25 protein-coding genes are annotated in these 25,972 nt (G+C 62.2%); 10 read left to right on the top strand and 15 right to left on the bottom strand.

Annotated features, from left to right (window positions below):
- Nucleotides 1-6: 6 nt before the first annotated feature.
- On the bottom strand, nucleotides 7-732 hold the full coding sequence (locus tag OEZ71_RS18930) for an alpha/beta fold hydrolase (RefSeq protein ID WP_263741647.1): 726 nt from the start codon (nucleotides 730-732) through the stop codon (nucleotides 7-9).
- A gap of 77 nt (nucleotides 733-809) precedes the next feature.
- Between OEZ71_RS18930 and OEZ71_RS18925 the strand changes: the two genes are divergently transcribed.
- Nucleotides 810-1,262, top strand: coding sequence for an NUDIX domain-containing protein (locus OEZ71_RS18925; RefSeq protein WP_263741646.1), 453 nt, complete (start codon nucleotides 810-812; stop codon nucleotides 1,260-1,262).
- Nucleotides 1,263-1,323: 61 nt separating this feature from the next.
- Here OEZ71_RS18925 and OEZ71_RS18920 read toward each other — a convergent pair whose 3' ends face one another.
- The 4 genes from OEZ71_RS18920 to groES form a co-directional block, all read right to left on the bottom strand.
- Nucleotides 1,324-2,172, bottom strand: coding sequence for a DMT family transporter (locus tag OEZ71_RS18920; RefSeq protein WP_263741645.1), 849 nt, complete (start codon nucleotides 2,170-2,172; stop codon nucleotides 1,324-1,326).
- A gap of 50 nt (nucleotides 2,173-2,222) precedes the next feature.
- Nucleotides 2,223-3,614 (bottom strand): FAD-binding oxidoreductase, encoded by a 1,392-nt coding sequence (locus OEZ71_RS18915; protein WP_263741644.1) that lies wholly within the window; start codon nucleotides 3,612-3,614, stop codon nucleotides 2,223-2,225.
- Nucleotides 3,615-3,990: 376 nt separating this feature from the next.
- Nucleotides 3,991-5,637: a chaperonin GroEL gene (groL, locus tag OEZ71_RS18910; protein ID WP_263741643.1), complete on the bottom strand. Its 1,647-nt coding sequence runs from the start codon at nucleotides 5,635-5,637 to the stop codon at nucleotides 3,991-3,993.
- 48 nt (nucleotides 5,638-5,685) lie between these two features.
- Complete coding sequence (gene groES / locus OEZ71_RS18905; protein ID WP_263741642.1) at nucleotides 5,686-5,973, bottom strand: co-chaperone GroES; 288 nt, start codon at nucleotides 5,971-5,973, stop codon at nucleotides 5,686-5,688.
- Nucleotides 5,974-6,179: 206 nt separating this feature from the next.
- On the opposite strand from groES, the gene OEZ71_RS18900 reads away from it, so the two are divergent.
- The 8 genes from OEZ71_RS18900 to OEZ71_RS18865 all read left to right on the top strand — a co-directional run bounded on the left by OEZ71_RS18900 (nucleotide 6,180) and on the right by OEZ71_RS18865 (nucleotide 13,099).
- Complete coding sequence (locus OEZ71_RS18900) at nucleotides 6,180-7,172, top strand: TraB/GumN family protein (RefSeq protein WP_263741641.1); 993 nt, start codon at nucleotides 6,180-6,182, stop codon at nucleotides 7,170-7,172.
- A 153-nt stretch (nucleotides 7,173-7,325) separates the two neighbouring features.
- Complete coding sequence (locus OEZ71_RS18895; RefSeq protein WP_412175655.1) at nucleotides 7,326-8,243, top strand: manganese-dependent inorganic pyrophosphatase; 918 nt, start codon at nucleotides 7,326-7,328, stop codon at nucleotides 8,241-8,243.
- 92 nt (nucleotides 8,244-8,335) lie between these two features.
- On the top strand, nucleotides 8,336-9,217 hold the full coding sequence (locus OEZ71_RS18890; RefSeq protein WP_263741639.1) for a TIGR01459 family HAD-type hydrolase: 882 nt from the start codon (nucleotides 8,336-8,338) through the stop codon (nucleotides 9,215-9,217).
- 129 nt (nucleotides 9,218-9,346) lie between these two features.
- Complete coding sequence (locus tag OEZ71_RS18885; protein ID WP_263741638.1) at nucleotides 9,347-9,790, top strand: MaoC family dehydratase; 444 nt, start codon at nucleotides 9,347-9,349, stop codon at nucleotides 9,788-9,790.
- Between the two features lie 33 nt (nucleotides 9,791-9,823).
- A complete protein-coding gene (locus tag OEZ71_RS18880) occupies nucleotides 9,824-10,750 on the top strand; it encodes a bifunctional riboflavin kinase/FAD synthetase (protein ID WP_263741637.1) in 927 nt (308 codons plus the stop codon).
- Nucleotides 10,751-10,791: 41 nt separating this feature from the next.
- Nucleotides 10,792-11,256 (top strand): YcgN family cysteine cluster protein, encoded by a 465-nt coding sequence (locus tag OEZ71_RS18875; RefSeq protein ID WP_263741636.1) that lies wholly within the window; start codon nucleotides 10,792-10,794, stop codon nucleotides 11,254-11,256.
- On the top strand, nucleotides 11,256-12,308 hold the full coding sequence (locus tag OEZ71_RS18870) for a threonine aldolase family protein (protein ID WP_263741635.1): 1,053 nt from the start codon (nucleotides 11,256-11,258) through the stop codon (nucleotides 12,306-12,308). The genes OEZ71_RS18875 and OEZ71_RS18870 overlap by 1 nt, the downstream gene beginning before the upstream one ends.
- 92 nt (nucleotides 12,309-12,400) lie before the next feature.
- Nucleotides 12,401-13,099, top strand: coding sequence for a hydroxypyruvate isomerase family protein (locus tag OEZ71_RS18865; protein ID WP_318527859.1), 699 nt, complete (start codon nucleotides 12,401-12,403; stop codon nucleotides 13,097-13,099).
- 31 nt (nucleotides 13,100-13,130) lie between these two features.
- Here the strand turns inward: OEZ71_RS18865 and OEZ71_RS18860 are convergent, their stop codons facing one another.
- A complete protein-coding gene (locus tag OEZ71_RS18860) occupies nucleotides 13,131-14,000 on the bottom strand; it encodes a LysR substrate-binding domain-containing protein (protein ID WP_263741633.1) in 870 nt (289 codons plus the stop codon).
- 95 nt (nucleotides 14,001-14,095) lie between these two features.
- Here OEZ71_RS18860 and OEZ71_RS18855 point away from each other — a divergent pair, with 95 nt between their 5' ends.
- Nucleotides 14,096-15,415, top strand: coding sequence for a serine hydroxymethyltransferase (locus OEZ71_RS18855; RefSeq protein ID WP_263741632.1), 1,320 nt, complete (start codon nucleotides 14,096-14,098; stop codon nucleotides 15,413-15,415).
- An 18-nt stretch (nucleotides 15,416-15,433) separates the two neighbouring features.
- Here the strand turns inward: OEZ71_RS18855 and OEZ71_RS18850 are convergent, their stop codons facing one another.
- From OEZ71_RS18850 to OEZ71_RS18810, 9 genes are all read right to left on the bottom strand, one after another.
- On the bottom strand, nucleotides 15,434-16,222 hold the full coding sequence (locus OEZ71_RS18850; protein ID WP_263741631.1) for a hypothetical protein: 789 nt from the start codon (nucleotides 16,220-16,222) through the stop codon (nucleotides 15,434-15,436).
- Between the two features lie 39 nt (nucleotides 16,223-16,261).
- The gene (locus OEZ71_RS18845; protein ID WP_263741630.1) at nucleotides 16,262-16,624 is read right to left on the bottom strand and encodes a hypothetical protein; all 363 of its coding nucleotides are present in this window, start codon (nucleotides 16,622-16,624) and stop codon (nucleotides 16,262-16,264) included.
- A 106-nt stretch (nucleotides 16,625-16,730) separates the two neighbouring features.
- A complete protein-coding gene (locus OEZ71_RS18840; RefSeq protein ID WP_263741629.1) occupies nucleotides 16,731-17,681 on the bottom strand; it encodes a GTPase in 951 nt (316 codons plus the stop codon).
- Complete coding sequence (locus tag OEZ71_RS18835; protein ID WP_263741628.1) at nucleotides 17,678-19,783, bottom strand: dynamin family protein; 2,106 nt, start codon at nucleotides 19,781-19,783, stop codon at nucleotides 17,678-17,680. The genes OEZ71_RS18840 and OEZ71_RS18835 overlap by 4 nt, the downstream gene beginning before the upstream one ends.
- A 236-nt stretch (nucleotides 19,784-20,019) precedes the next feature.
- Nucleotides 20,020-21,399, bottom strand: coding sequence for a P-loop NTPase family protein (locus OEZ71_RS18830; protein ID WP_263741627.1), 1,380 nt, complete (start codon nucleotides 21,397-21,399; stop codon nucleotides 20,020-20,022).
- 110 nt (nucleotides 21,400-21,509) lie between these two features.
- Nucleotides 21,510-22,484, bottom strand: a complete 975-nt coding sequence (locus OEZ71_RS18825) for a PP2C family protein-serine/threonine phosphatase (RefSeq protein WP_263741626.1) — start codon at nucleotides 22,482-22,484, stop codon at nucleotides 21,510-21,512.
- Entirely contained in the window at nucleotides 22,468-23,265 is a 798-nt protein-coding gene (locus OEZ71_RS18820) for an FHA domain-containing protein (protein ID WP_263741625.1), read from the bottom strand. The genes OEZ71_RS18825 and OEZ71_RS18820 overlap by 17 nt, the downstream gene beginning before the upstream one ends.
- A 338-nt stretch (nucleotides 23,266-23,603) precedes the next feature.
- On the bottom strand, nucleotides 23,604-24,698 hold the full coding sequence (locus OEZ71_RS18815; protein WP_263741624.1) for a LysM peptidoglycan-binding domain-containing protein: 1,095 nt from the start codon (nucleotides 24,696-24,698) through the stop codon (nucleotides 23,604-23,606).
- Nucleotides 24,699-24,863: 165 nt separating this feature from the next.
- Nucleotides 24,864-25,940: a LysM peptidoglycan-binding domain-containing protein gene (locus OEZ71_RS18810; RefSeq protein ID WP_263741623.1), complete on the bottom strand. Its 1,077-nt coding sequence runs from the start codon at nucleotides 25,938-25,940 to the stop codon at nucleotides 24,864-24,866.
- Nucleotides 25,941-25,972 lie beyond the last annotated feature (32 nt).

Here is a 25,972-nt window from a genome sequence, read left to right as displayed (position 1 = left end):
AACGCTCTATTCGATCAGCCGTTCCGCCGCTTCCAGATAGGTCAGGTCGTGATCGAATCGGCCGTTCGCCAGAAATTCCAGAACCTCGGCGATCACCATCGGATTGTTCATCATGAACGTATGTGTGACCGGCAGGACAATATGGTCGTTCATGCCGCCGATGCGCGTGCTGTCGACGCTGACCTTGCCATCATCCTCCCCCGCGATCAGCGCCGAATAGATCGGGTTCAGCGAAGTGTTCCCGGCAATCACTCCCAGGTCGAACTGAACCGCCGGAAGCGCATTGGGTACGCTTGCAGGCCCGGTGCCCAGTTCCAGCCCCGCCGGCCCGTTGATCCATTGGAAGGGGCCGAGATCACCGAACGTGTCAACCAGTTCGGACCCGTGATTGGGCGGCGCCATCATTACCACGCGTCCCATATCGCCGGGCCGGTGGTCCGCCAGCCAGGCCCGGACCAGAATGCCGCCCATCGAATGGGTCACAAAATGAATCCGCCCAGAGCCGCATTCCGCCACCGCCGGGCCGACATAAGCCTCTACAAGTGTTTCGATCGGCGCCTCGGTCGAGGGGTAATCGACATTGATCACCCGATATCCGGCCCGGCCCAACGCACCCTCCATCACCGCAAGCGAGGTATCGCTGCGGGCAAGCCCATGCAACAGAACCACGCAATCGGCCCGCGCGACATGCGGGACGAGGGTCAGACAGGCGAGAATGAGGTATCTCCACATGCCCCAGACATAGGAAATCGCCGCGCCTGATGCGAGAGGCCTTGCCCCAAAGCCGACGTGGCGTCACTCTCCGCCGGATGAAACCTCGTTCGCCCCGCCTCGCCACCCGCGCCATCATTCTGCATGAGGGCCGACTTCTGCTCGTCAACGCCTATGCCGGGCGGCGCTCCGACCTGTGGTGCGCACCGGGCGGCGGGGTGGAACCGGGCAGTTCGCTGCCCGAGAATCTGGTCCGCGAGGTTCATGAGGAATGCGGACTGACGGTTGCTGTCGGCCCTCTTGCGCTGGTCAATGAATTCCACGATCCGCGCACCGGCTTCCACCAGGTTGACCTCTTTTTCCGGTGCAATGTGATCAGCGGTCAGATCGACCCGGGCTGGTCCGATCCGTCGCGCGTCGTCCATACCCGCCGCTTCTTCGCCCCCGCCGAAATAGCCTCGATCCGGTTGAAACCCGACAGCCTGCCGCGCATCGCCTTTGGTCCGGTTGGTCCTGCAGAATACGATCCGCTGGAAGTGATCGTGGCATAGGCTGCGTTATCGCAACGTGTGACAGCGCCATGTCTGGTCGGCTGCATTCGTCGAAACTGCGCTATGCCTTACGCGCTGCAATGGCGACCCCACCCAGCACCATCATCGCTGAGATCGCGAAACGCAGGGTCAGAACCTCATCCAGAAAAACGATGCCGCCCAGTAGCGCGATCACGGGCACGGTCAGTTGCGCCACCGCCCCGCGCGTGGCACCAAGTAAGGGCAGTACGCGATACCAGAGCGCATAACCGAGCCCTGACGTAATCGCGCCGGAGATGATCGCCAGGACGATACCATTGAAGCTGGTCGCGGCGGTGCCGACAGCCAGGACCGGCATCAGGGCAAGGGCCACCGGCACCGCGAGAAGAAAATTCCACGCCGTCGCGCCCAGCGGATCGTTTGATCCACGCGCCGAGAGCGAATAGAGCCCCCAGCCTATCCCCGCAGCCGCCATCAGCCCCGAATGTACTAGGCTGGCATTGGCACCCGATCCGGGGGCGAGAAGATAAAGCAGGCCGAGAAAAGCCAGCCCGGCACCGATCCAACGCCGCAGCGGAACTCTTTCCCGTGCGACCAGCGCGCCGACGAACATCGTCACCTGCACCATCCCGAAAAGGATCAGCGCCCCGGTCCCGGCATCGAGCGCGCCATAGGCCAGCGAGAAGCCGAAGAGATAAAGGAGAAGCGACAAGGCCCCGGCTACACGACCGCTCCGCTCCGGCCAGAGCGCCCGGCCGCCGGCAACCCGACGCGCCACGATCAACACCGCAAGCATCACCGCCCCAGCCAGGAGCCGGATGACGGCGAACCAGATCGGGTCGATCAGGCCCGGCCCCACCGCCATCCGGTTCAGGACCGAATTCGCCGCGAAGGCAATCATCGTCAGGGCGGTCAGCAGGAAGAGGCGCATGGCCTATGGCTAAGCGCCCGGGCCGCCCGGCGCCAGCCTTATCTTCCTTGCTATGCCGCGGGAGCGATATTGGGATTGAGGCGGAAGAAGTTTGCCGGATCGTATTTCTTCTTCAGTTCGCGCAATCGCGGCAGGTTGGCGCCGAACGAGTTCTGCACCACATCCTCGTCGCCTTCGGGGATATAGTTCAGATAGGCACCACCCGAAGCGTAAGGCGCCATCGCATCGGCAGCCTTGCGCGCCCAGGCAATCTGCTCAGCGTCCTGTTCGGCGTCAGGCCACATCGGCAGGATCGCAAGCAGGTAATCGGACCCGCGTTGCGCAAAGGCCGTGGCGTCCGCCGGTTTGCGCTTCACCTCGCCGCCGAAACGCTCGATCAGCATGGCCGACCCCGGCACTGTCATACCTTTGGACTGCTTCACGATGGTGTCGATCGCGTCGTCGGTGAGGTCATTCAGATAGGCCGATTTCCAGTAGTTGCGGGACCCCGGCACGTAGGCCGCATCGAGCATGGACTGAAGCGCCGGGAAGGGCATGACGTGCAGGTCGGCAAGGAGCATTCCGCCAAGTTCCGTCAAGGGCTTGACCGCGCGCTCGCCATCTTCCGGGTTCTTTCCGATCCAGCCGGGTACCATCGCCGTCAGCGGTGTGCCATCGGGCCCCCAAAGAAGCGCGGCGTAAATGGTCAGTTCCTCGGGTGCCGTCTTAAGGAAGTCGCGATAACCGCGCAGGACTCGGGCCGCGTCGTCGCGTGGATAGGCGATCAGGCCGCCATAGATCATCGACACGGGATGGGCCTGATATAGGAAGGACGTCACCACGCCGAAGTTTCCGCCGCCGCCCCGAATGGCCCAGAAGAGATCCGGGTCTTTCGCCGCGCTCACGCGGTGAAACGCACCATCGGCGGTGACAACGTCAGCCTCGACCACGTTATCGCCTGCGGTTCCGTACTTGCGCGCGAGCCAGCCGAAACCGCCCCCGGTGGTCAGCCCGCCGACACCGGTCTGCGAGACGATGCCAAGCGGCACTGCGAGCCCGTGGAGATGTGTTTCGCGGTCAACATCCCCGAGCGTCGCACCCCCCTGAACGCGCACCCGCCTGCTTTCTGGATCGACATGAACGCCCCGCATGCCTGATAGGTCAATCACCAGACCATCGTCGCACAGCGCACGACCACCGACATTATGCCCCCCGCCCCTGACGGAAACGAGGATGTCGTTCTCACGCGCGAAATTCACGGCGGCAATGACGTCGGCCGCTCCGACACAGCGCAAGATCGCGCCCGGGTGGCGATCAATCAGCGCGTTCCAGATTTTCCGGTCCTTGTCGTAGGTATCGTCGCCGGGCTGAACCAGAGCGCCGCGCACCTGCCCGGCAAAGGCGTCGATCTTGTCCTGAGCAATCCTGTCTCCGGCGCGGTTTTTCAGTGATGTCTTGGTCATTTGGCTTACCCCCCTTGATACGGCGCTTGACCATTTCGGTGAGTTCAGCGGCGTCCCACGGGCGGGCGCCGCAAGCCGCCCAAGTCTAGCGGAAATCGTGTGAAAAGTCGCAGTGCGGACATGGCTCGCGCTATGCGTGTTGGGCGCTTCTGCCATGGGCGGAAGTTCTGCTGCGCAACCCGGCCATTCGGCAAGCCTTGGGCGTTGGCGCGTTTCTTGGTGCATTCGCGCTATCGGTGTGGATTCACCTTGGGAATGAACGAATCGACCTATGCCCGACCGGGCCTGCTTGGCTGCTGTAGCTGCTTACGGCCCGTGCCCAAAAAGAAAGGGCCGCTCGCGCGGCCCTTTCCGTGTACTCGCCTTGGGGCGATGATTACATCATGCCGCCCATGCCGCCCATGCCGCCCATGTCGGGCATGCCGCCACCAGCGCCTTTCGGCTCCGGCTTGTCGGCGACCATGGCTTCGGTGGTGATCAGGAGGCCGGCGATCGAGGAGGCATCCTCAAGCGCGGTCCGGGTCACCTTGGCCGGGTCGATCACGCCGAACTTGAACATGTCGCCATATTCTTCGGTCTGGGCGTTGAAGCCGAAGTTCTTGTCCTTCGACTCGCGGATCTTGCCCGCGACAACCGCGCCGTCCACACCGGCATTCTCGGCGATCTGACGCAGCGGCGCTTCGAGCGCGCGGCGGATGATCGCGATACCGGCTTCCTGGTCGGAGTTGGCACCCTTGAGGCCGTCGAGCGATTTCGCCGCCTGAACGAGCGCCACGCCGCCACCGACGATCACGCCTTCCTGAACCGCGGCACGGGTCGCGTTCAGCGCGTCATCGACGCGGTCCTTGCGCTCTTTCACTTCGACCTCGGTCATGCCGCCGACGCGGATGACAGCGACGCCACCGGCGAGCTTGGCAACACGTTCCTGCAGCTTTTCGCGGTCGTAGTCAGAGGTGGTTTCCTCGATCTGAGTGCGGATCTGGGCGACGCGCGCTTCGATCTCGGCCTTTTCACCAGCGCCATCGACGATGGTGGTGTTGTCCTTCGAGATCGAGACCTTCTTGGCGGTGCCGAGCATGTCGATGCCGACATTTTCAAGCTTCATGCCGAGGTCTTCCGAAATCACCTGACCGCCGGTCAGGATCGCGATGTCCTGCAGCATGGCCTTGCGGCGGTCGCCGAAGCCCGGCGCCTTGACGGCAGCGATCTTCAGGCCACCGCGCAGCTTGTTGACGACGAGCGTTGCCAGAGCCTCTCCTTCGACGTCTTCGGCGATGATCAGCAGCGGCTTCTGCGACTGGATGACCGATTCCAGAAGCGGAACCATCGGCTGGAGCGAGGACAGCTTCTTTTCGTGGAGAAGGATCATGCAGTCTTCGAGGTCTGCAATCATCTTGTCCGGGTTGGTCACGAAATAGGGCGAGAGGTAGCCGCGGTCGAACTGCATGCCTTCGACGACTTCGGTGTCGGTCTCAAGGCCCTTGTTCTCTTCGACGGTGATGACACCCTCGTTGCCGACCTTCTGCATCGCGTCGGCGATCTGGCGGCCGATTTCGGCTTCGCCGTTGGCCGAGATGGTGCCGACCTGCGCGACTTCAGCCGAGTCCGAAACCGGACGGGCCGCAGCCTTGATCGCCTCGACGACCTTGGCGGTGGCCAGGTCGATACCGCGCTTGAGATCCATCGGGTTCATACCTGCGGCAACCGATTTCATGCCTTCCTTGACGATGGCCTGGGCCAGAACCGTGGCGGTGGTGGTGCCGTCACCGGCTTCGTCATTGGTGCGGGAAGCGACTTCCTTCACCATCTGGGCGCCCATATTCTCGAACTTGTCGGAAAGCTCGATTTCCTTGGCGACGGTCACGCCGTCCTTGGTGATGCGGGGCGCACCGAAGGATTTGTCGATCACGACGTTGCGGCCTTTCGGGCCCAGCGTCACCTTCACCGCGTCGGCGAGGATGTTGACGCCTTTGAGCATACGGTCGCGGGCATCGGTGTTGAACTTGACGTCCTTAGCAGCCATTTTGCTTGCTCCTGGTTGTCTGAATGGAAGTTGAGGTCAGGGACGATCTCAGGCGATGACGCCGAGGATGTCGCTTTCCTTCATGATCAGCATTTCGGCGCCGTCGATGGTCACTTCCGTGCCCGACCACTTGCCGAAAAGGATGCGGTCGCCGGCCTTCACCGACGGTGCGATCAGTTCGCCCGAATCCTTGCGCGCGCCTTCGCCAACGGCGACAACTTCGCCCTCGGCCGGTTTTTCTTTCGCGCTGTCGGGGATGATCAGACCGCCCTTGGTCTTCTCGTCGCTCTCCACGCGCTTGACCAGCACGCGGTCATGAAGCGGTTTGAATGCCATCTGGTAACTCTCCCTATGGGTTCCAGGTTTGAACAGGATTAGCACTCGCCTCACGTGAGTGCTAACGGAGCGTAGTTAGGACCCGCCCGCCCCCGAGTCAACTCCTGCCTTGCGTAAAATTTCCACCCCATCGACATGGCTTTGCCGCAGGCGCCGTGCAAAGATGCCCGAACACAGGCCATTGATCCGAGCAAAGCGACAAACACATGACAATAATCGCCATTCTCTGCTTCCTGCTGATCTTTTCAGGCTCCGCCATCCATGCCGAATGCGCTGGCACCAGCCTCTTGCCAACCATGCCGCCGGAAGACCGGGCGGCGATCGAGGCACGCGTGGCCGACCTGCCCTACGCGCGTGGCAATTCCTGGCTTGCCAGCCGTGGCGAAGAGAGTGTCCGGCTTGTCGGCACCTACCACCTCGACGACCCGCGCCATGACGCGGTCTTCGAACGGATGGCCGCTGATATCGACGGGGCGTCAGTCGTTCTGGTTGAGGCAGGGCCGGAAGAAGAGACTCGCCTCAAATCCGACATGACGAGCAATCCGGCACTGCTGTTCCGGACCGAGGGCCCGACCCTGCCCGAACAATTGCCCGAGGCGGATTGGCAGGCACTCAACGTCGCGATGAACGCCCGCGGAATTCCGGGTTTCCTCGTGGCAAAGATGCAGCCCTGGTATGTATCCATGATGCTCGGCATCCCGCCCTGCGCGATAGAAGAGGTCAATTCCGGCGAAAAGGGACTAGATGCGCGCATCATTGATCGCGCTGAGGGAAAGGGCATTCCGATCCGGGCGCTCGAACCCTATGACACGATCTTTAGTCTGTTCAGTGGGATGAGCGAAGATGCCAAACTGGAGATGATCCGGGCCGGTCTTGCCATGGACAAACAGGCCGAGGATTACGGTGCAACCCTCGCCGACGCCTATTTCGCCGAGAATGCCCGACTGACCTGGGAACTTGGGCGACTCGCCTCGTACAAACTGCCGGGCCAGACCCCGGAAGAGGTCGATGCCGACATGGCCGAAATGGAAGAGGCGCTGATGTTCAGCCGCAACCGCGCCTGGATCCCGGTGATCGAGGCCGCCGCGGCCGAGGGACCTGTCTTCGCTGCCTTCGGCGCGCTGCACCTGTCGGGCGAGGACGGCGTTCTGGCGCTTCTGGAGCGGGAAGGCTTTACCATCGAACGGCAGCCGTTCTGAACTCCCAGCAGCCCGTCAGGTCGCGGCAAGCTGACCGCGCCGCTTTTGACCGAACCCGGCCCGCGACCCGATGCCTCTGGCGCGTCCCCGTGACAAGCCCGGAAACTGCGCCTATAACGCGCGCGATTTCAATTTCCCTGACGGATGACGCACATGATCAAGGTTTTCGGCCACAAATCCCCCGACACCGATTCCACCGGCTCGCCCATCATCTGGGCGTGGTACCTGACCGAGGTGAAGGGCACGCCCGCAACGCCGGTCCTGCTGGGCGAACCGAACACCGAAGCCGCCTTCGTGCTGAAGCACTGGGACCTGCCGAAGCCCGCGATCATCGCCGATGTCGCGGCGGGCGAGGATTGCGTTGTGGTCGATACCAACAACCCGGCCGAGCTTCCGTCCTCGATCAATGACGCCAATGTCATCCAGATCATCGACCACCACCTTCTGGCCGGGGGCCTGAAGACAAAGGGGCCGATCGACGTCACCATCCGCCCCTTGGCCTGCACCGCGACGATCATGTTCGACCTGATGGGCGCGGATGCGGCGAAGATGCCGGAGAAGATCAAGGGCGCAATGCTCTCCTGCATCCTCTCCGACACGCTCGAATTCCGCTCGCCTACCACCACGCCGCATGACCGCGCGGTGGCCGAAAAGTTGGCGGGTGAGCTTGGTGTCTCGATAGCGGATTATGCCGCCGAGCTTTTCGCCGCCAAGTCGGATGTCTCCGCCTTCTCGGACGCCGAACTCCTGCGGATGGATTCGAAGGAATACAACGTCGCCGGCAAGGAACTGCGCGTTTCGGTGCTTGAGACCACAGCGCCCAAGGTCGTCCTTGACCGCAAGGACAGCCTGATGGCCTCGATGGTCGATGTTGCGAAGGAGGATGGCGCCGATCAGGTTCTGCTCTTCGTCGTCGATATCCTCAAGGAAGAGGCGACACTTCTGGTGCCGAACGATTTGGTGAAGCAGATGGCCGAAGCCTCCTTCGGCGCGAGCGTCAGCGGTGACACGGTCGTCCTGCCCGGCATCATGAGCCGCAAGAAACAGATCATCCCGGCGCTGAAACTTTAAGTGACCGGCAAACGTTGTTTTGGGGCGCCTCCGGGCGCCCTTACTTTTTCCGACCCCGGTCTGTAACAAGACCCAAAGCAGAGGAGACGCCCATGGCCCGCATCGTCCAATCCCTTTCCGAAATCGGTGCCCAGTATGACGCGCTGTTTTGCGATCTCTGGGGCTGTGTGCATGACGGTCTGAAACCCTTCCCCGCCGCCGTCGCGGCGCTTCAGGCCTACAGGGCGCAAGGGGGCAAAGTGGTGCTGGTCACCAATTCGCCCCGTCCCCGGGCTGGTGTTGCCGCACAGCTCGACCAGATCGGTGTGCCGCGCGACGCCTGGGACACGATCGCCACATCCGGCGACAGCGCGCGGTCGGCGATGTTCCGGGGCGTCGTCGGTCACAAGGTCCATTTCATCGGCAACCCCGAGACCGACAGCGGCTTTTTTGAACCGCTGAAAATCCTCGATAACCCCGAAACGATCGAAATCGTACCGCTGCAAGAGGCCGAGGGCATCGTCTGCACCGGCCCGCGCGACCCGCTGGCCGATCCGTCCGTCTACCGGCCGGACTTTCTGTACGCCAAGACGAAAGGGCTGAAACTCCTTTGCGCCAATCCCGATATCGTGGTTGACCGGGGCGAACGCCGGGAATGGTGCGCCGGGGCACTGGCGCAGCTTTACACCGAGATGGGCGGCGAAAGTCTTTATTTCGGCAAGCCCCATCCGCCGATCTACGACCTCGCCCGGCGGCGGCTGACGGCGCTTGATGGGCGAGTTGTGGAGGACAGCCGCATCCTTGCGGTCGGTGACGGGATCGGCACCGATATCCGGGGGGGCATGGGCGAAGGCATCGACACGCTCTTCATCACCGGCGGACTTGAAGCCGCGCGCTTCGGACCGGACGTGGACAATCCCGATCCGGCGATGCTCGATGACTGGCTGAAGGGTGTCGAGATGACACCGACCTACAATATCGGTCGCCTGCGATAGATTATGACCAGAAAGCAACAATCTTTCGATCCAGGGCCATATTCGGTCAAATAATTACCAGCCCACATTGCACTACAGCCGCGCTTCGCTTATGCTGCACTGCAACATGAGCATTCGGGATTCGGGATGATGCTGGACAACCAACCGCGCGGAACGATCTGTATCGAGGATCTGGAGATCGGCATGACCCGCTATCTTCAGAAGACGATCACCGACCGCGATATCGAGATGTTCGCCGAGGTCTCGACCGACCACAATCCGGTCCATCTCGACGACGATTATGCCCGCGACACGATCTTTGAGGGTCGCATCGCCCATGGCATGCTGACGGCGGGGCTTATTTCGGCGGTGATCGGAGAACAGCTTCCCGGCCACGGAACGGTCTATCTGGGCCAGAGCCTGAAGTTCATGGCGCCGGTTCGACCCGGCGACACCGTCTATGCCGAGGTCAAGGTCACGGCCATTGACCACTCCCGTCGGCGCGTCACCCTTGAAACCCACTGCGCGGTGGGCGATACGGTCGTTCTGAAGGGTGAGGCGCTGGTACTGGCACCAAGCCGCAAGTTCGACTGATAGCGGCGGGACGCTCCCGCCCGACGGGGGCCGATGCGGACGCATTTCCACTGGACCGGATTGCCGGATGCCGACAGGGGCGCCTCGGTCGCGATGGGCAATTTTGATGGCGTGCATCTCGGCCATCAGGCGGTGATCGCGCAGGCACGCCGCCCCGGCGCCCCCCTTGGCATCGTCACCTTCGAACCGCATCCCCGCCAGTTCTTCGCGCCTCAAGCCCCCGCCTTCCGGCTGATGAATGCTGAGGCGCGGACCCACCGGCTGGAAAAGCTTGGTGTCGATCAGCTCTATGAACTGCCGTTCGATGCGGTGTTGTCAGGCATGACGGCAGAGGAATTTGTCTCCGAAGTCCTGGTGGCCGGGTTAGGCGTCAGCCATGTGACCGTTGGCGCTGATTTCTGCTTCGGCAAGGGCCGCAAGGGCAATGTGGACACGCTCCGCCGCGCCGGTGAGGAGCATGGTTTCGGCGTCACCATCGCCGAACTGGTCAGCTTCGAAGGTGAGGAGATATCCTCCACCGCGATCCGCACGGCCTTGGCCGAGGGCCGCCCGCGCGACGCGGCACGTATGCTCGGTCACTGGCACCGGATCGAGGGCGAGATTCTGCACGGCGACAAACGCGGCCGCGATCTGGGCTTTCCGACCGCGAATATGGGTGTTGCCGGGCTCCATCTGCCGAAACTCGGCGTCTACGCGGTCAAGGTCGATGTCCTGACCGGTCTGCATCAGGGCACCTATGACGGCGCGGCGAGCCTCGGCGTCCGCCCGATGTTCGGAGAGAACACGCCCAATCTCGAAAGCTTTCTCTTCGATTTCGGGGGCAACCTCTATGGCGAGCACCTGTCAGTCGCGCTGGTCGATTACCTGCGACCCGAGATGAAGTTCGAGGACTTGGACGCGCTGGTCACGCAGATGCGCACGGACTGCGACCGGGCGCGTGCCGTTCTGGGCGATCTCTGACCTCTTCCCTTTCTCTGCCACGTCAGTCAAAGTCGCGCGCCATGAAACACGACATCCCACGCGACGGCCTGCGCCCGAATTTCTGGAAGCGCCCGCTTTCCTCGCTGACTCCGAGGGAGTGGGAAGCCTTGTGTGATGGTTGCGGCAAATGCTGCCTTAACAAGCTGGAGGATGCCGATACGGGCGATGTCTATTTCACCCGAATTTCGTGCCGCCTGCTTGACGACCAGACCTGCCGCTGCGGCCAGTACGAGAACCGCAAGACATTCGTCCCGGAATGTGTCGTACTGACCCCCAAAACGATCGGCACGGTTTCCTACTGGATGCCATCGACCTGCGCATACCGGCTGCTTTACGAGGGCAAGGACCTGCCCGACTGGCATCCGCTGATTTCCGGCGACGCCGAAAGCGTGCATGAGGCCGGCCAGTCGATCCGGGGCTGGACCCTGCCGGAATTCGAAGTCCCCGAAGAGGACTGGGAAGACCATATCATCGAGGATCTGTGATGGAATTCGCCTCTGACAACGCCTCGGGTGCTGCGCCCGAGATCATCGAAGCCGTGAGCCGGATCAACGCTGGCTATGCGCCGTCCTATGGCGCCGATCCGGCGATGGAGCGCGTGCGCGGGCTGATCCGTGAGACCTTCGAAGCGCCTGACGCCGCCGTCTATCTGGTCGCCACCGGCACCACGGCAAACGCGCTGTCGCTCGCCTGTCTCTGCCCGCCTTGGGGTGCCGTCTATGCTCATGCCGAGGCGCATGTGGAGATGGACGAATGCGGCGCGCCGGAATTCTATATCGGTGGCGGCAAGATCGTCCGCATCGGTGGCAGGGATGGAAAGCTTGCCCCGGCCGACCTGCGCCGCGCGATCGAGAAGACGCCGCAGGGTTTCGTCCATTCAGTTCAGCGCGGCGCGCTGACGCTGACCAATACGACCGAGGCTGGCACCGTCTACACACCCGCCGAGATCGTCGCCCTGACCGCGGTGGCGAAAGAATACCATCTGCCCACCCACCTTGACGGTGCGCGCTTTGCCAATGCAGTCGTTGCGACCGGGGCTACCCCGGCAGAGATGACGTGGAAGGCGGGCATCGATATCCTGTCTTTCGGCGGCACCAAGAATGGCTGTCTCGGGGTCGAGGCGGTAGTGATCTTCGATCCCGCCAAGGCCTGGGAGTTTGAACTGCGCCGCAAGCGGGGCGGTCATCTCTTCTCCAAGCATCGCTACCTCTCGGCGCAGATGGAGGCCTATCTGACGGACGGGCTGTGGCTGAAGCTCGCGCAAACGGCGAACGATCGCGCGGCGGCGCTGGAACAGGCGGTTCTGGCGGTCCCCGGTGCCCGCCTGATGCATCCGCGCGAGGCGAATATCCTCTTCGCTTACCTGCCGCGCAGCACGCATCGGCGCGCGATGGAGGCTGGCGCGCATTACTATCTCTGGCCCTTCGATCAGTCGATCGAAGGACCCGGGGATCAGGCGCTGTCTGCCCGGTTCGTCGCCTCGTGGTGCACCACAGAGGCGGAGATCGAGGCCTTTACGAAACTGATCCGAGGATAGGATACAGCAAGGCAGTTTGGAAAATTGCGGGGCCCAGCCTGATGCCGAAATTCTGCGCCAATCTGACCTGGCTGTTTCGGGAACGACCCTTGATGGACCGATTTCGCGCCGCTGCCGAAGCTGGGTTTGAGGCGGTCGAAGTGCTTTTTCCCTATGACGCACCGGCGCAGGACATGCGCGACCAGATGATCTGGAACGGGCTGACCTTCGTCCTGATGAACTGCCCGCCGCCAAATGCAACAGGCGGCCCGCAGGGCTTTGCCGCGATACCGGGGCTGGAGGATCGGTTTCGCCGCGATTTCGACCGGACCTTGCGGTTCGCGCAGGTCCTGAAGCCGCGCCATATCCATGTCATGGCGGGCGTGGCGGAGGGGGCGGAGGCCGAGGCGACCTTCGTCCAGAACCTGAAGTGGGCCGCCGCCCATGCACCCAAACAAAGCCTGACCATCGAACCCATCAACCGCCACGACATGCCGGGCTATTTCCTTGCGGATTACGACACCGCCGCGCGCGTGCTGGATGCCGTGGCCGCCCCGAACCTTTCGCTGCAATTCGACGCCTATCACGCGCATCGGATCACCGGCGACGTAGTGGGAAGCTGGGCGGCCTACGGCGACCGCGCGGTTCACGTTCAGGTCGCGGGGTTTCCCGGCCGCCATGAACCAGCTGGGGGAGAAATCGACTATACCATCTTCTTCGCGCGGCTCGACGCGGAGGGTTATGGCGGCTGGGTCAGCGGCGAATATGCGCCTGCCACCTCCACCGAAGCGGGTCTTGACTGGATGCGGTAGGGTCGAAGCCGAGTTGCCCCTGCCCTGCCCGTCACACCTTTGCCAGCCACTCCACAACACGCGATGCCGGACCGCCCGGGCGGAAGGCGCGCGCCGACCAGAGGGACAGCACACGGTCCAACGGCAGGCGCTTGCCGAAGGGCGCGACGAGCGCACCGCTTTCAAGCTGCGACCTCACAAGCGCGCGGTGACCGATCAGCACCCCAGCACCGTTCACCGCCTCTTCGACCGCCAACGCGTAAAGGGAAAAGACCGGCCCTTTCGGCACGAAACCTGAAAGCCCCGCCGCCTCGGTCCAGAGCCGCCAGTCATCCGACCACGTGCTGTCGATCAGGCAGGGCAAAGCGGCCAGATCGCCAGGCGTTTTCAGGTGCCCGGCCAGAGCCGGTGCGCAGACCGGAAAAATCTCATCCTGCTCCAGCACGCGTCCTTCGCCCTTCGGCAGAAAGAAGAGATTGAGATCAAAGGGGCTTCGCTTCAGATCGGGCGGGTGTTCCATTGCGGTGATCGACACCGTGATTTCAGGCGCCGCGCGGCGCAGAGCTGGCAGACGTGGCGAGAGCCAGAGCTGGGCGATTGAAGGAAGCGTCGCGATATGAACCGTGCGGGGCGCGGCCTCGACGCGCAGGGTCTGAACCGCGAGGCCGAGTTGGTCGAAGGCATCGGTAAAGGCGGGCAGTACCCGTTGTCCAAGCGCGCTCAGCCGCACGCCTTTCGCATGACGCTCGAACAAAGCCGCGCCGAGCGTTTCCTCAAGCGCCTTCACATGCGCCGCCACCGACCCGGCGGTGACACCGAGTTCAACCCCTGCCGCCGCGAAGCCGCCCAGACGGGCTGCAGCTTCGAAGGCACGCAGCGCGTTCAGCGGCAATCCTTTCAGCGGCGGCGGTGCGACCGACATTCGAGCCTCAGATTTTCTACGCCTAAAATTTCGCAAATCTGATTTGAAGGTGCAAGCCTCGTCTGGTTTCCTTGCACCAACCAAAGGAGGATGCCATGCCCCATCTCGCCCCCCGCCCCTGGGTTCCGGCCCAATGTGAAGAGCTGATCCAGAGACAGGCGGCGGAAACCGCTGCACCCTCGGATGCTGTCGCGGCCCGCATCGACCGGTTGATCGACCGGAACGCGGAAATCCATGACCGCGACTGTTTCAATCTCAACCCCGCGACCAATGTCATGAACCCCGTGGCCGAGGCGGCGTTGTCCCGCGGGCTCGGGTCTCGCCCCTCGCTCGGCTATCCCGGCGACAAATACGAGATGGGGCTGGAGGCGATCGAGGAGATCGAGGTCATCACCGCCGAACTCGCGGCCGAAATCTTTGACGCCCGTCATGCCGAGATCCGGGTGTTTTCCGGCGCGATGGCCAATCTCTATGGCTTCATGGCGCTGACCAAGCCGGGCGATACCATCATCGCCCCGCCGGCCACGATCGGCGGCCATGTCACGCATCACAACGCCGGCTGTGCCGGGCTTTACGGTCTTGTCACCCATCCCGCGCCGGTCAATACCGATGGTTACACGGTCGACTTCGACGGCCTTGCCGCCCTTGCGCACGAGGTGCGCCCGAAACTGATCACTGTGGGCGGTTCGCTCAACCTCTTTGAACATCCGGTGGCCGAGGTCCGGGCCATTGCCGACGAGGTGGGCGCGAAGGTCCTGTTCGACGCTGCCCATCAATGCGGCATCATCGCCGGGCGGGCATGGAAGAACCCGTTGGCGGAAGGCGCGCATCTGATGACGATGTCGACCTACAAGAGCCTCGGCGGACCGGCGGGTGGTCTGATCGTGACCAATGATGCCGGGATCGCCGAAGCGCTCGACCACATCGCCTTTCCGGGCATGACCGCGAATTTCGATGCCGGTAGGGCGGCAGCGCTGGCGCTGAGCCTGCTCGACTGGCGCGACCATGGTGCAGCCTACGCAGCCAAGATGATCGCCGTTTCTCAGGCACTGGCACAGGCGCTTGCCAATGAGGGGTTGCCGGTCTTCGCCGCCGGACAGGGTTTTACCCGCTCGCATCAGTTTGCCGTCGAAGCGGCGGCTTACGGCGGCGGTCAGGCGGCCTCGAAGACGCTGCGCAAGGCAGGGTTTCTCGCCTGCGGCATCGGCCTGCCTCTGGCAGAGGTACCCGGCGACCTGAACGGTCTCAGGATCGGAACGCCAGAGCTGGTGCGCCGGGGCGTGACCGAGGCGCATGTGCCCGAGCTTGCCCGGCTGATCGCGGCAGCCCTCCGGTCGAACGACCCCGCATCGCTCGCCTCTGAGGTCGCGGCACTGCGGCGGGGCTTTGACGGCTATCACTATATCCGGGCATAACCCGGTGCGGACCCGAGGTCAGGTGGTGAAAATCTTGCGCCAGATCGCGTGGATATCGGCGAGATTGCCCGGTTCATAGACAAAGAGCGCGAATTCACCCTGCGCCCATGTTCCGGCGACCGAACCGGACTCGCCCAATGCCCGCTCAAGCATGAAGAGGCGCGGCGCGTCGAGCGACTGGCCGCTCTTGCCATAGGCGCTGCGAAAGCGTTCCCATTGATCGTCGGCGACCTTGCGGAGTTCTGCCAGAACATCGTCGTCCTCAGCATGACCGACCCAGAGCCCGTCCGACCAGAAGAGGCAGGCGGTGTAGAACCCTTCACAGGCTTCGACAAATATCTGCATCGGCTTGATCGGCGCGGACGGTACGACCTCCAGAAGATCGGCGAGACGGTCGACGGGAATGCCGATATCGCTGCGCGCACCGCCTTCGTCCGACGGCGTGCTTTCGACAAGAACGGGATGATCCTCGCGCACAAGCAGGGTCAGTGCCGCGCCGACAGCTTCGAAGGCCTCGGATTCTTCATGCGACAGAGCCTCACCGACCGGAGGATTGGCCTCGGTCAGATCGTCGCTGATCGCGACGAGGCTCAAAAGCCTGCGCCCCGCGACGATGAACGACATGAAGCTCGCACCGACGCGAAAGGTCAGTTTGCGCCGGAGGATCGTATTGTCGATCTCATCCAGAATGGCGTTGATCGGCGACGGCAGAATACCGTTCGAAATAACGCGCGCACCGTCACGAAATATGGGCTTCTCGGAACCGAGGGTTGCCAGTTTCCGCGCTATTGTACCTTCGTCGATCACAGGGGAGCCCTTGCTGAGAAAAGACGCGTCGCGCGCCGGTTAGCCATCTTCACTGATCCTTTGCAGGCAGGCCTGCGCTTCGGGCGCAAACGCCACGAGGTCTAGCCCGGCCGTACTGACACAAAGCAGCACGTCGTTTGGAAGTACGGGCGCTCTGACAAACAGACGCACCCCGTCCTGACCGCTGACCACGGCAGATTCGGCGGCAACATTGCCGAGTGAGGGTGCCGTTGCCACACCCAACACAGCCGAAGCTTCCGCGCAGAGGCGATTCAGGGCATTGCGCTCCAACGGCGTATTGCTGTTGGTCACCAGAATCATTCCGGTCGTCAGGTCCGCATAGGCCAGTGTTTCGCAGGCAGGAAAGCGTGCCTGCAACGCGTCCAGCTCGTCAGATACCATTGCGACCATACCTTGCGCTCATAAGGTATGAGTTAGCTCAGATCGCTCGTCAGGAAAAGCCGCCCGGGCCATTCCGGCGCTGCGTTGGGGCAATGCTGCACCACATTCAGCCGGTCTGGGTGTTTTCCTCAGCCTGACGTAAATCCGCCCGCAGCCGCTCCAGCTGGTTGCCGGTCGGGGGCTGATCCATCATCCGGGAATAATCGACGACATTCTCGCTGCCTGCGCTCGGGCGGGGCGTGCGCGCCGTGCCGCCGGGCTTGACCCGGCGCGGCAGTATGTGCACCGGCTCGGCCGGTTCGGCCTCGACGTGGAGTTCACGCACTTCGGCCGAACTCTGCCCCTGCGCCTCGGGCTCAGGCGTGGCGCCTACGCCCTGCTCGATCCGGTCAATGATCACGTCGATCGCGGCGTAAAGCCCCTTGGCACCGGACCGGTCCCAAAGCTCGTCGCCCTCTTCGGCCTTCAGCGCCTGCGTCAGCGAAATCGGGCAGATCGCCGCGAAGAGCCCCTTGGTTTCGCGCGCAACGCGGGTTCTGACGCGCATGCGGTCATTGTCGTTCGTCAGCTTGTCGAACCGGGTGATGAGAAGCAGGCTGTTGCTGCGCACGTGTTCCGGGATCATGGCCCAGACTGCGGATTCGGATTGCCGCCAGGCCTGCGTCGCATGGGTGCACCATAGCACGGCATCCACTTCGTCCAGCATCCGTTCCCACACCTCGGACGCCATGTTCGGGTCCGAAATGCCCGGAAAATCGATTAGGTCGCAGCGATCGAGGATGTCGACGACGAAGTTCAGCATGACAAAGCGGGTATCGTCGAGCGGCACGTCCTCCAGCCGGTCGAGCGACACGGGGTATTCCTCACCGTCCATGCCAATCCTGAACGGTTCATCGACGCCACTGGTGATCCATACCGGCGGCAACCGTGTGGCGGTGACCTTTTCGGGAAGCGCGCGGGTGCCGAGCAGAAGGTTGGACAGCGTGCTCTTGCCAGCGCTGAACTCGCCCATGATCGCGATGCGGGGTTTGCGGGTTTCCGTAGTTGCATCCGTCATGCAGCAGCTCCCTTACGTGCAGTGGCTTCGCCGGCATCCTCCGCTGGCTCCTCGGCGCCACTCAACTCGTCATAGATCATCTCAAGCAGTTCGGCGCGTTCGGTCTGAGTCTTGATGCCGAAGAGATCCTGAAGATCGCCCATGTTGATATGGGCCTTTTCGGCGATCCCCATCAGAATGGAGCGTTGTTCGGCGAGGAAGGTCGTAAGCCGGTCCGTTGCGGCCTGCCGGATCTCTGCCGCCTGACGGTCTTTCAACTCCGAGATAAGCGGCGTGGTCTCGGCCTCGATCAGGCTTTGGAACCCGCTGGCGTAAGCGCGGTAGCCGCGGCGGCGTTTCCACCAGCCGTTCCACCACGATGTCTGCAGATCAAGCGCGATCGTCGCGCCGAGCGAGACCGGCGCCGGAACCTCTGGCGGGCTTGGCGGCGTGACGGCGAAACCATCGACCCCGGCCGCTACGGCTTTGTGGTACGCCTCGGATATATCGTTCGCCGCATCGCCATAGGTAGCGCTGCACGCCGCGATCAGGTTCTTGCGCAGCACCTGGTAGCTCGTGCGCAACAGCATTCGCAGGCCGTCCGGGCTGTACTGCCAGACCTCGTTCTCGCCGTTCTGTTCCAGATGCTGAAGCAGCGATTCCAGCGCCCGGTCGAGGAAGCGCGCATGGGACTGATCAACCCTGCCCGCAAACGCACCGAACACTTCGTTCAGGGCCGCGTCCAAACGCTGCTTGGCAGAAGTCTCGACCTGATCGAGAAGCGCCGACAAGGCCTGCGGCTGCATCATCTCGATCTCACCGCCATCGATCCGGATCGACGCCACGGACGAGGCTGCCCGCAGACCCGCGATGAAGTTGCAGGCTCGCTTGCGCAGATGGGCCAGAAGTCGCGCGCCCGGACCCGCCGCGATACGGTCAGAGAGCGTGTCAAAGAGATGCGGAACACCCGACAGCTGCCAGATCAGATCACGCTGGGTAAAATCGATATCTTCGCTACCAAAGACCGCCTGGGCGCATCTGCGCAGGGCGTCAGCACTGTCCTCGACGAAATCGTCCATCGACTCGGAGATCGCCATATTCGCCCAATAGGCGCTGCCGAACACGATCACCGGGTCCTGCGGCCCGTTGAGCTTGCTCAGCGTGGAGAGGATGCTGTCGCGGATGTCGGGAAGCTGGTTGACCGGGTCCGACAACTCGTCGATCCGGTTGACGAAGATCACGATCCCTTCCGACTTCACGTTGGAAATCATCCGGATCAAGCCCATATCGACCGAGCTCAGCGCCTGCGAGGCGGAGAGAACCACCACGCAGAGGCGGCTGTCGCGGAGCGACTTGATCGTGATCTGCTCGCGCATCATGAAGGTGTCGTTCACGCCCGGCGTGTCGCGGATACAGAGCGGCACCGGCAGCGCGGGTGCACTAAGATAAAGATCGGCCGATTTGGTGATATCGGCAAAGCGGCCCTGCTGTTCGTCCGGCGAGATATCGTCGAAGTCATCACCGAGACAGACGTAGCGCTGCATCAGGTCATCGTCGAACTCGCGGTAGTCGTGGCGCTGGCCGAGAAGAAGTTCGAACCGGCGGCCCAGCCGCGTCTTGGTCTTTTCGCGCATCTCGGCGATTTGCTGATGAACCTTCTGCAATTCGTCATCGGCACCCGCGCGCATCGACAGTTCGCCGATGCGACCGCCGCTGCTGACCAGATGGTCCCATTCATCGGCATCAAAGAACTGGAATGACGCGACCGGCGCGTTGGCCTCCTGCGGCACGTTCAGATGCAGCGAGGTAACGACCGAGGTCCAGGGGTTCACATCGGCGGGCAACAGACCGGGCCGACCGACCATGGCGTTCACAAGCGATGTCTTGCCAGACTTGATCTGACCGACCATGGTGATGCTCGGCTCGAACTGCTCAAGCTCGCGGATCAGCCGGGCCATCTGCTTGGCGCCCTCGGCATCGCACAAGGCTTCGACATCCATCAGGGCGTCGCTCAACTCGTCAAGCTCGCCCCGCAGCGTCAGAAGCTTGTCCATCCCGATGCGCATAAAATCGTAGGAGACGGCCTTGCCGTCTTCATCATGGGTCTTTGATTGTTCACTCATCGTGGATCACTTCGTCCTATTGCAGGGCCGGAGACGGCGTTAGGTCGAGGTTTTTCGCAGTCAGATGTCGTGCCCCGGTTCCAAATTAAGAACAATCAAGATTGAGAGGCGAAATTGGGGCAGTGGTTTGAATTTAGTTTGTCCGCAGTCCCGGTTCTCTCAACCATAAGCGGTATCTCTATCAAGTCTTTGAACAAAAACGGCTTCGTGAGCCGTTCCGGACCTGGCCGCCCTCGTCAGGCGGCCAGAGCCGATTCTATCTCGCGCCGCAACTGTATCGCGACGCTCACAAACTCGCCGACCGAGCCCGCATCGTTCTCAATCTGCATCAGTTGCAAAAGATCGGCAGCATCAAAAGCCGCTGCACGCAGTTGGGACAAAGCCGGGTCGCGGCTCTCGCCGTTCTCGCTGAGATAGTCGCTAAGCCACTGCACCGAATTGGCGGTTTCCCGCATCAGCAGGTCTGCTTCCAATGCGCCGCCCTTTGCGGCGTCGCCTGCAAACTTTTGTCCGTGCTGCGTGAGCCTCTCGATCGCATGTTCGAACGCCTCACGGGTCGCCGGGCTAAGCGCAGCAATAGGCGGCGTTGCCTCGGCGACTTCGGTCTCTTCCTCCGCATCCGCTGTTTCAGGCTCTGTCTCGGCGGCCTGCTGTACGTTGCGCGCCGCGGCGAGGATATTGACCGGCATCACTGCAGGCCGTGGCGGCATTTCCGGTGCGGGCCGCGATCGGACTCGGGCCGACACCCTTGGCGCTTCAGTCGGTGCGGTCTCTGCCACCGGTTCCACTGCCGGTTTCGGTTCGGATGCGACTTCCGGCTCGGAGGCCACAGGCGTAACGGTGGCGGGCGCGGCAGGTGCAGGCTTCGGCGCCGCCTCGACCTTCGCCGCAGGTGCGGGCGATGCCTTGGGCGGGAACCGCTGCAACAGGATCTCGGCCTGATCGACCGCGGCCTGAAGCCCAAGGTCGACCTCGCGCAGGATCTCGGCGATCAGGGCGCGGCCGCCGCTGCGGGTCAGCTGGTCGCGGTCGATCGTGCCATCCGCCTTGCGCGCCGCGATGGCGTCGAGCGTGGCGACCGGCAGGATGCGGTTGAACTCTTCCGCGCCTTGCTGCTGGAGGTTTGCCACGACGCTGTTCAGCGTGCCGTCTCGCGCTAGCGCATCGGCCTTGGTCAGAACCATGAAGCCATGATCCTTCATATCCTCGGTGGCGGCCTTCCAGACCGATTGTTCCGCCGGGCCGAAAGTCTGCGTACACCAGATCGAGATATCGGTCCGCTCTGCCGCCCAGGCCAGAGCACGGCTCAATTCTGCCGGGCCACCATTGGCGACGACCTCCATGACGCTGATCTTGCCCAGCGCAGGCAGCGGCATTTCTGCGTTGACGAAGATCGGCGACTTGGCCGCGATCTCTGCAGTGTTGAAATGCGGGAAATCGACGGTGCTGCCGTCGGGCAGCGTACAACTGCTCTTTACCGTTTCGCCCCCGGTGATCTGCACGGTTGGCAACCGGTCCTTCGGATTCAGAACGGAACTGCCCAGCAACAGGTTCGCCAGAGTGGACTTGCCCGAACCGGGAAAGCCGAAAATCGTCACGCGGACCGGCTTGGTCATACGGTCAACAAGCGCCTCGGCCCGTTGACGAAGATGGTTTGGGATCCTGCCTTCCGACAGGACCCCGATCAGTTTTCTTGCTGTCTCAGCATGTGCGTCTGCCGACACTCTTATTTTCCTCCGGCTACCAGCTTGAAGGGCGCGAGTTTGTCAGCCTTACCGTCGCCCGCGGCATTCGCGGCTGATGCGGCAGCATCATAACCGCCGCTGTCGAGGGACACCACTCGCGTCGTGCGCGAAGTCGCGGTTTCGACCAGATCGACCGGCTTCTGCCGGACCTTCTGCATCGTCGGCTTGTTGTGGTTCAGCTTGATCACCGCGAAGGATACGTTGTCCTGCTCGGGATCGGCCAGATCGTTGATCGCCGCGAGCAAATGCTCTGCAATCTCGGCGCTCTTGCGGCGGCGGTATTTCTGCAGAATTCTCTCGATCTTCGGTTCTTCGAGATATTGCAGGCCGTCGCTGGAAACCACCACGATATCGCCCACTTCGAGCTTGAAAGGGGTTTTCGGGCAGTCCGACCGCGCGACCCTGTCACCGAGGATAACGGAGGTCAAGCAGTTCCGGTCAGGATGGTTCTTGCCGGTTTCGGCATCCATCATCCCCGACTTGACCATCATGTCGATCTGCGGCGCCATCGAGTGATCCTCGTTGAGCTGTCGCAGCTTGCCGCTGCGCAGATGATAGAGCGGAGAGTCGCCGATCGACATCCAGTACATGCGGTTTTCGACCATGACGAGCGCGACAAGCGTCGCCCCCATGCCCCGGACTTTCGGGTTTTCCATGACGTAGTCACGCACGCAGGCATTCGCACTCGATGCGGCGGCGGTCAGGTAGTTCGGGACCTCTGCCTCGAATTCAGCGAAATTCGCACTTTCGAATTTCAACTCGCTGAAGACTTCCGTCACGACGATCTTGGAGGCCACATCGCCTGCGGCATGCCCCCCCATGCCGTCGGCAAGTACCGCAACGCCAATATCCGTTCCGGTCGGAAAGTCAGTGACGATCGCGTCTTCCTGATAGTCCCGTCCGCCCTGGCAGATGCATGCGGCGACGTCAAAGCGGGGTTCAGGCGATCTCCACATCATCCGACTCCTCGCCCGATTCATTGCCCCAGTTGAACTCGTCGGAGCACAGAGCAACGAATTTCAGCGTTGTCTCGCCCAGCCGGATCATATCTCCGGTCTTCAGCGTTTCATTGCTGATAACCGGCTTGTCGTTCAGCCGAACGATGTTGCTCTTGCCGCCGTGACCGAGGAAGAACTGGAAGCTTTCCGGATCGTAGACGATGGCCGCATGATTGGTGCGGGAAATTGCGGTATCGCCGAAATCGAGCGACACAGTCTGATCCTCGCCGCGTCCGATCTGCGACATGCCAGCCTGTAGCGTGAAGGACTCACCACGGCCCGGCCCCTTGACCACGATAACCCAGCCAACCGGGAACCGCGTGCCGCGGGTCGGGGTCGGAACCGGATTGTTGAAGAGATCAACAACCTGCCCGTCCGACTTGTCGAAGCCCAGAAGACGAGTCTTGGTCCGACGCTTGCGCGCAGGCGCATCGCCAATGCGCGCCGAGATGTCGATCTGAGAGTTCATCGGTGCGGCGGCTTCGCCCGCATTCTGAGCGGGTGCATTGGTGTCCGCAGGGGCAGCACTGTCACCGTCGAGATCCCAGATATTGACCTGGGCGCTCTCCGCTTCGGCGGTGATGCCCGACAGGCTGTTGATCAGGTCCGACTGATCATCTGCCGGATCCGCCTCGTTTTCCGCGGTCGGGGGGATTTTGAATTCTGAAATATCAAACGAGTCGTCCTCGACTTTTGGCCCAGAACTCTTCCGCCCCAGCAATCTACCAAGTATTCCCATTTCCCTCGCCTTTCGCTGCGATCTTTAATGCGACGCCGGAACACAGATTTATGGTCCCGGGCCTCACCCTCCGTCCTCCAGTGACCATTTCAATTTGGCCAAAAGATGACGCGACAGTGTTGTTTCCATTACGTGCCGGAACGGTCAGAAATTGAGTGATCGTTTCCGTTCCATCATCGGTCCCGTGCGGGTCGAAACGGTCTTGAACCGCCGTTATCGTCCGTTCCGGTGTTCTGCCCGGCCAGGTGCCCCGGAAACACCATCCGAAGCCTGCCGTTCTACCCCGTTCAGCAGGTTTTGCCGCCCCGCATCGTTCCATGCGAGGCGGCAGGTCAGGTTCAGTTGAGCTTGTTGAAGTCGGCAAGGCTGTCGGCGATGACAGCGTACCACTCGCCGCTTTCACGCATTTCGTTCAGACCCTTGTTCATAAGGGCCAGATATACGCGTCCGCGCGGGTTGGTCTTGTGCGACACGAAATGGATCGTCTGCAGTTTCGACAGGCTCGAGTTCGGCTGCACGACGCCGACAGCTTCGGGAACTTTCTTGATCGCCGCGTCGCCGCCCTCAAGATCCAGAAGCGCCATGTCCACTTCACCCTTGACGAGCTTCTCGATGCACTCCTCCGGACCGGCCGGCTGCACAAGTGTGATCACCGGCTCGACCAGGCCTTCGCTGGACAGTTCGGCAAGCGACCAGCCATCCGGACGGCAGACGCGGGCGCCGGCATAGTCCGAATAGGCCTTCACCTCGGCGTACTGGTTGTCCGGCATGGTCCAGTATGCGGACACCGATTCATAGATCGGCAGCGACCAGTCAAGCTGCGTACAGCGATACTTGGTGTTGTCGTCGAGTGAATCGAGGTTCGAACAATCGGCCGGTTTGTACCAGGCGACCGACACGTCGAACGCGCCAAGCGGCAGCAGCGTGTCGAAATGCGCCTGCCAGTCGTCCACGAAGCTGAGGTTGAACTCGCGGTCATTGCCACCACGGTTCAGGGCCGTCGTCGCCAGACGAACGAGCATACCACCGCCCTTCATGTTCTCACCCGTATAGGGTTCCCAGCCATTGCCGGACAGAAGCTTGATCGGCGGTTCGTAGATGTTCGACTTCGCCTTCTTGGACTGCTTCTCTTCTTCCTGGGCGATGATCTCGGTGACATCGCTCTCAGCAGAAAGCTGACCGTCCTCACACGGGATCTGCAGAACAACACCCGTTTCGAGGCTGTTCGGGTTGTCGATCAGGTTGCGGTTGGCGTTGAAGATCATCTGATAGTCGAACGATCCGTAAGCGGATTGCGCGATCGAGCCGAGGCTGTCGCCGTCCTTGATCGTGTAGCTGGAACAAGCTTCCTGCGCCGCTGCGGCGGATGTCAGCGCGATGAGCGCGACGCTGGCGGAAGCCAGATATTTCCTGGAGTGCATGATGTTACGCATGTTTTGGTCCCGTCCTTGAATTCTCTGCGGTTGATTTTCAAACGGATTACTCGCACTCGTTTTTCACACTGCCCGCACCTATAGCGTCACACAGAAGGTGGACATCGGACGGGCTGACATTCGGTGGTCACCGCTCCGGCAAGAATGGCCGGAGCGGTCGTTGGTTCAGAGCCCGGCCTTGTTGAATTCGGCCAGGCTGTCGGCGATGATTGCGTACCATTCGCCGCTTTCACGCATCTCGTTCAGGCCCTTGTTGAGCATCGCGATATAGACGCGGCCACGCGGGTTGGTCTTGTGCGTGACGAAGTGAAGCGATTCCAGTTTTGACAGGTTCGGGTTCGGCTGGATCACACCGGCGGCTTCGGCGACTTCGTTGACCGATGCACCGCCCGTTTCCAGATCGAGCGAGGTCATGTCGGCCTTGCCGCTCAGAACGGCCTCAACACAGTCACGCGCGGTCGGCGGAGCGATATAGGTGACCACCGGCTCGACCAGACCTTCGCTGGTCAGGTCGAGGATCGACCAGCCTTCAGGCCGACAGATCGTCGCGCCGGCATAGTCGGCGAACGATTTGACGGCGGCATATTCGTTGTCCGAACGTGACCAGTAGGCCGTCACGGTTTCGTAGATCGGCAGCGTTGCATCCAGCTCGGTGCAGCGCATGCGAGAGTTGTCATCGAGTTCGTCGGGCTTCGAACAATCCGACGGAACAACCCAGGCAATCGACACGTCGAAGGCACCCAAGGGCAGGAGCGTTTCGAAATGCGCCGCCCAGTCGTCAACGAAGCTGAGATTATGTTCGCGGTCGTTGCCGCCACGGTTCAGGGCCGTCGTCGCCAGACGGACAAGCATACCGCCGCCCTTCAGGTCTTCGCCGGTAAAGGGCGCCCAGCCATTGCCCGAAACAAGCTTGATCGGCGGCTCGTAGACGTTCGATTTCGCCTTCTTTGCCTGCTTTTCTTCTTCCTGCTCAATGATGTCGGTTACCTTGGTGCCTTCGGACAGGCTGCCGTCCTCACAGGGAAGCTGAAGCACGGTTCCCGGATCAAGGCTGTTCGGATTCTCGATCGCGCTGCGGTTGGCGTTGAAGATCATCTGGTAGTCGAACGTGCCGTAGGCCGTCTGTGCGATCGAACCGAGGCTGTCACCGTCCTTGACCGTGTAGGACGCGCAGGCCTCCTGGGCGAACGCCGCACCTGACATCACCGTCACGGCGGCGCTGGCCAGCAGAAGCGTTTTCATGTTTGTCGGAGACTTCATTTCGCTATTCCTTT

The sequence above is a fragment of the Albidovulum litorale genome, assembly GCF_025751495.1.
GTDB classification, from domain to species: domain Bacteria; phylum Pseudomonadota; class Alphaproteobacteria; order Rhodobacterales; family Rhodobacteraceae; genus Albidovulum; species Albidovulum litorale.
The sequence above is the reverse complement of the archived record's forward strand: the minus strand, read 5'-3'. Positions and strand labels throughout refer to the sequence as shown.

What these genes read in the sequence shown, in the direction of transcription:
- OEZ71_RS18860 (WP_263741633.1), bottom strand. Translation starts at nt 14,000, where the DNA reads ATGTCGGTCGCACCGCCGCCGCTGAAAGGATTGCCGCTGAACGCGCTG.
- OEZ71_RS18830 (WP_263741627.1), bottom strand. Translation starts at nt 21,399, where the DNA reads ATGACCAAGCCGGTCCGCGTGACGATTTTCGGCTTTCCCGGTTCGGGC.
- OEZ71_RS18880 (WP_263741637.1), top strand. Translation starts at nt 9,824, where the DNA reads ATGCGGACGCATTTCCACTGGACCGGATTGCCGGATGCCGACAGGGGC.
- OEZ71_RS18825 (WP_263741626.1), bottom strand. Translation starts at nt 22,484, where the DNA reads ATGTGGAGATCGCCTGAACCCCGCTTTGACGTCGCCGCATGCATCTGC.
- OEZ71_RS18895 (WP_412175655.1), top strand. Translation starts at nt 7,326, where the DNA reads ATGATCAAGGTTTTCGGCCACAAATCCCCCGACACCGATTCCACCGGC.
- OEZ71_RS18870 (WP_263741635.1), top strand. Translation starts at nt 11,256, where the DNA reads ATGGAATTCGCCTCTGACAACGCCTCGGGTGCTGCGCCCGAGATCATC.
- OEZ71_RS18900 (WP_263741641.1), top strand. Translation starts at nt 6,180, where the DNA reads ATGACAATAATCGCCATTCTCTGCTTCCTGCTGATCTTTTCAGGCTCC.
- OEZ71_RS18915 (WP_263741644.1), bottom strand. Translation starts at nt 3,614, where the DNA reads ATGACCAAGACATCACTGAAAAACCGCGCCGGAGACAGGATTGCTCAG.
- OEZ71_RS18845 (WP_263741630.1), bottom strand. Translation starts at nt 16,624, where the DNA reads ATGGTATCTGACGAGCTGGACGCGTTGCAGGCACGCTTTCCTGCCTGC.
- OEZ71_RS18840 (WP_263741629.1), bottom strand. Translation starts at nt 17,681, where the DNA reads ATGACGGATGCAACTACGGAAACCCGCAAACCCCGCATCGCGATCATG.
- OEZ71_RS18855 (WP_263741632.1), top strand. Translation starts at nt 14,096, where the DNA reads ATGCCCCATCTCGCCCCCCGCCCCTGGGTTCCGGCCCAATGTGAAGAG.
- OEZ71_RS18815 (WP_263741624.1), bottom strand. Translation starts at nt 24,698, where the DNA reads ATGCGTAACATCATGCACTCCAGGAAATATCTGGCTTCCGCCAGCGTC.
- OEZ71_RS18890 (WP_263741639.1), top strand. Translation starts at nt 8,336, where the DNA reads ATGGCCCGCATCGTCCAATCCCTTTCCGAAATCGGTGCCCAGTATGAC.
- OEZ71_RS18925 (WP_263741646.1), top strand. Translation starts at nt 810, where the DNA reads ATGAAACCTCGTTCGCCCCGCCTCGCCACCCGCGCCATCATTCTGCAT.
- OEZ71_RS18810 (WP_263741623.1), bottom strand. Translation starts at nt 25,940, where the DNA reads ATGAAAACGCTTCTGCTGGCCAGCGCCGCCGTGACGGTGATGTCAGGT.
- OEZ71_RS18885 (WP_263741638.1), top strand. Translation starts at nt 9,347, where the DNA reads ATGCTGGACAACCAACCGCGCGGAACGATCTGTATCGAGGATCTGGAG.
- OEZ71_RS18865 (WP_318527859.1), top strand. Translation starts at nt 12,401, where the DNA reads ATGGACCGATTTCGCGCCGCTGCCGAAGCTGGGTTTGAGGCGGTCGAA.
- OEZ71_RS18930 (WP_263741647.1), bottom strand. Translation starts at nt 732, where the DNA reads ATGTGGAGATACCTCATTCTCGCCTGTCTGACCCTCGTCCCGCATGTC.
- OEZ71_RS18875 (WP_263741636.1), top strand. Translation starts at nt 10,792, where the DNA reads ATGAAACACGACATCCCACGCGACGGCCTGCGCCCGAATTTCTGGAAG.
- groES (WP_263741642.1), bottom strand. Translation starts at nt 5,973, where the DNA reads ATGGCATTCAAACCGCTTCATGACCGCGTGCTGGTCAAGCGCGTGGAG.
- groL (WP_263741643.1), bottom strand. Translation starts at nt 5,637, where the DNA reads ATGGCTGCTAAGGACGTCAAGTTCAACACCGATGCCCGCGACCGTATG.
- OEZ71_RS18835 (WP_263741628.1), bottom strand. Translation starts at nt 19,783, where the DNA reads ATGAGTGAACAATCAAAGACCCATGATGAAGACGGCAAGGCCGTCTCC.
- OEZ71_RS18920 (WP_263741645.1), bottom strand. Translation starts at nt 2,172, where the DNA reads ATGCGCCTCTTCCTGCTGACCGCCCTGACGATGATTGCCTTCGCGGCG.
- OEZ71_RS18820 (WP_263741625.1), bottom strand. Translation starts at nt 23,265, where the DNA reads ATGGGAATACTTGGTAGATTGCTGGGGCGGAAGAGTTCTGGGCCAAAA.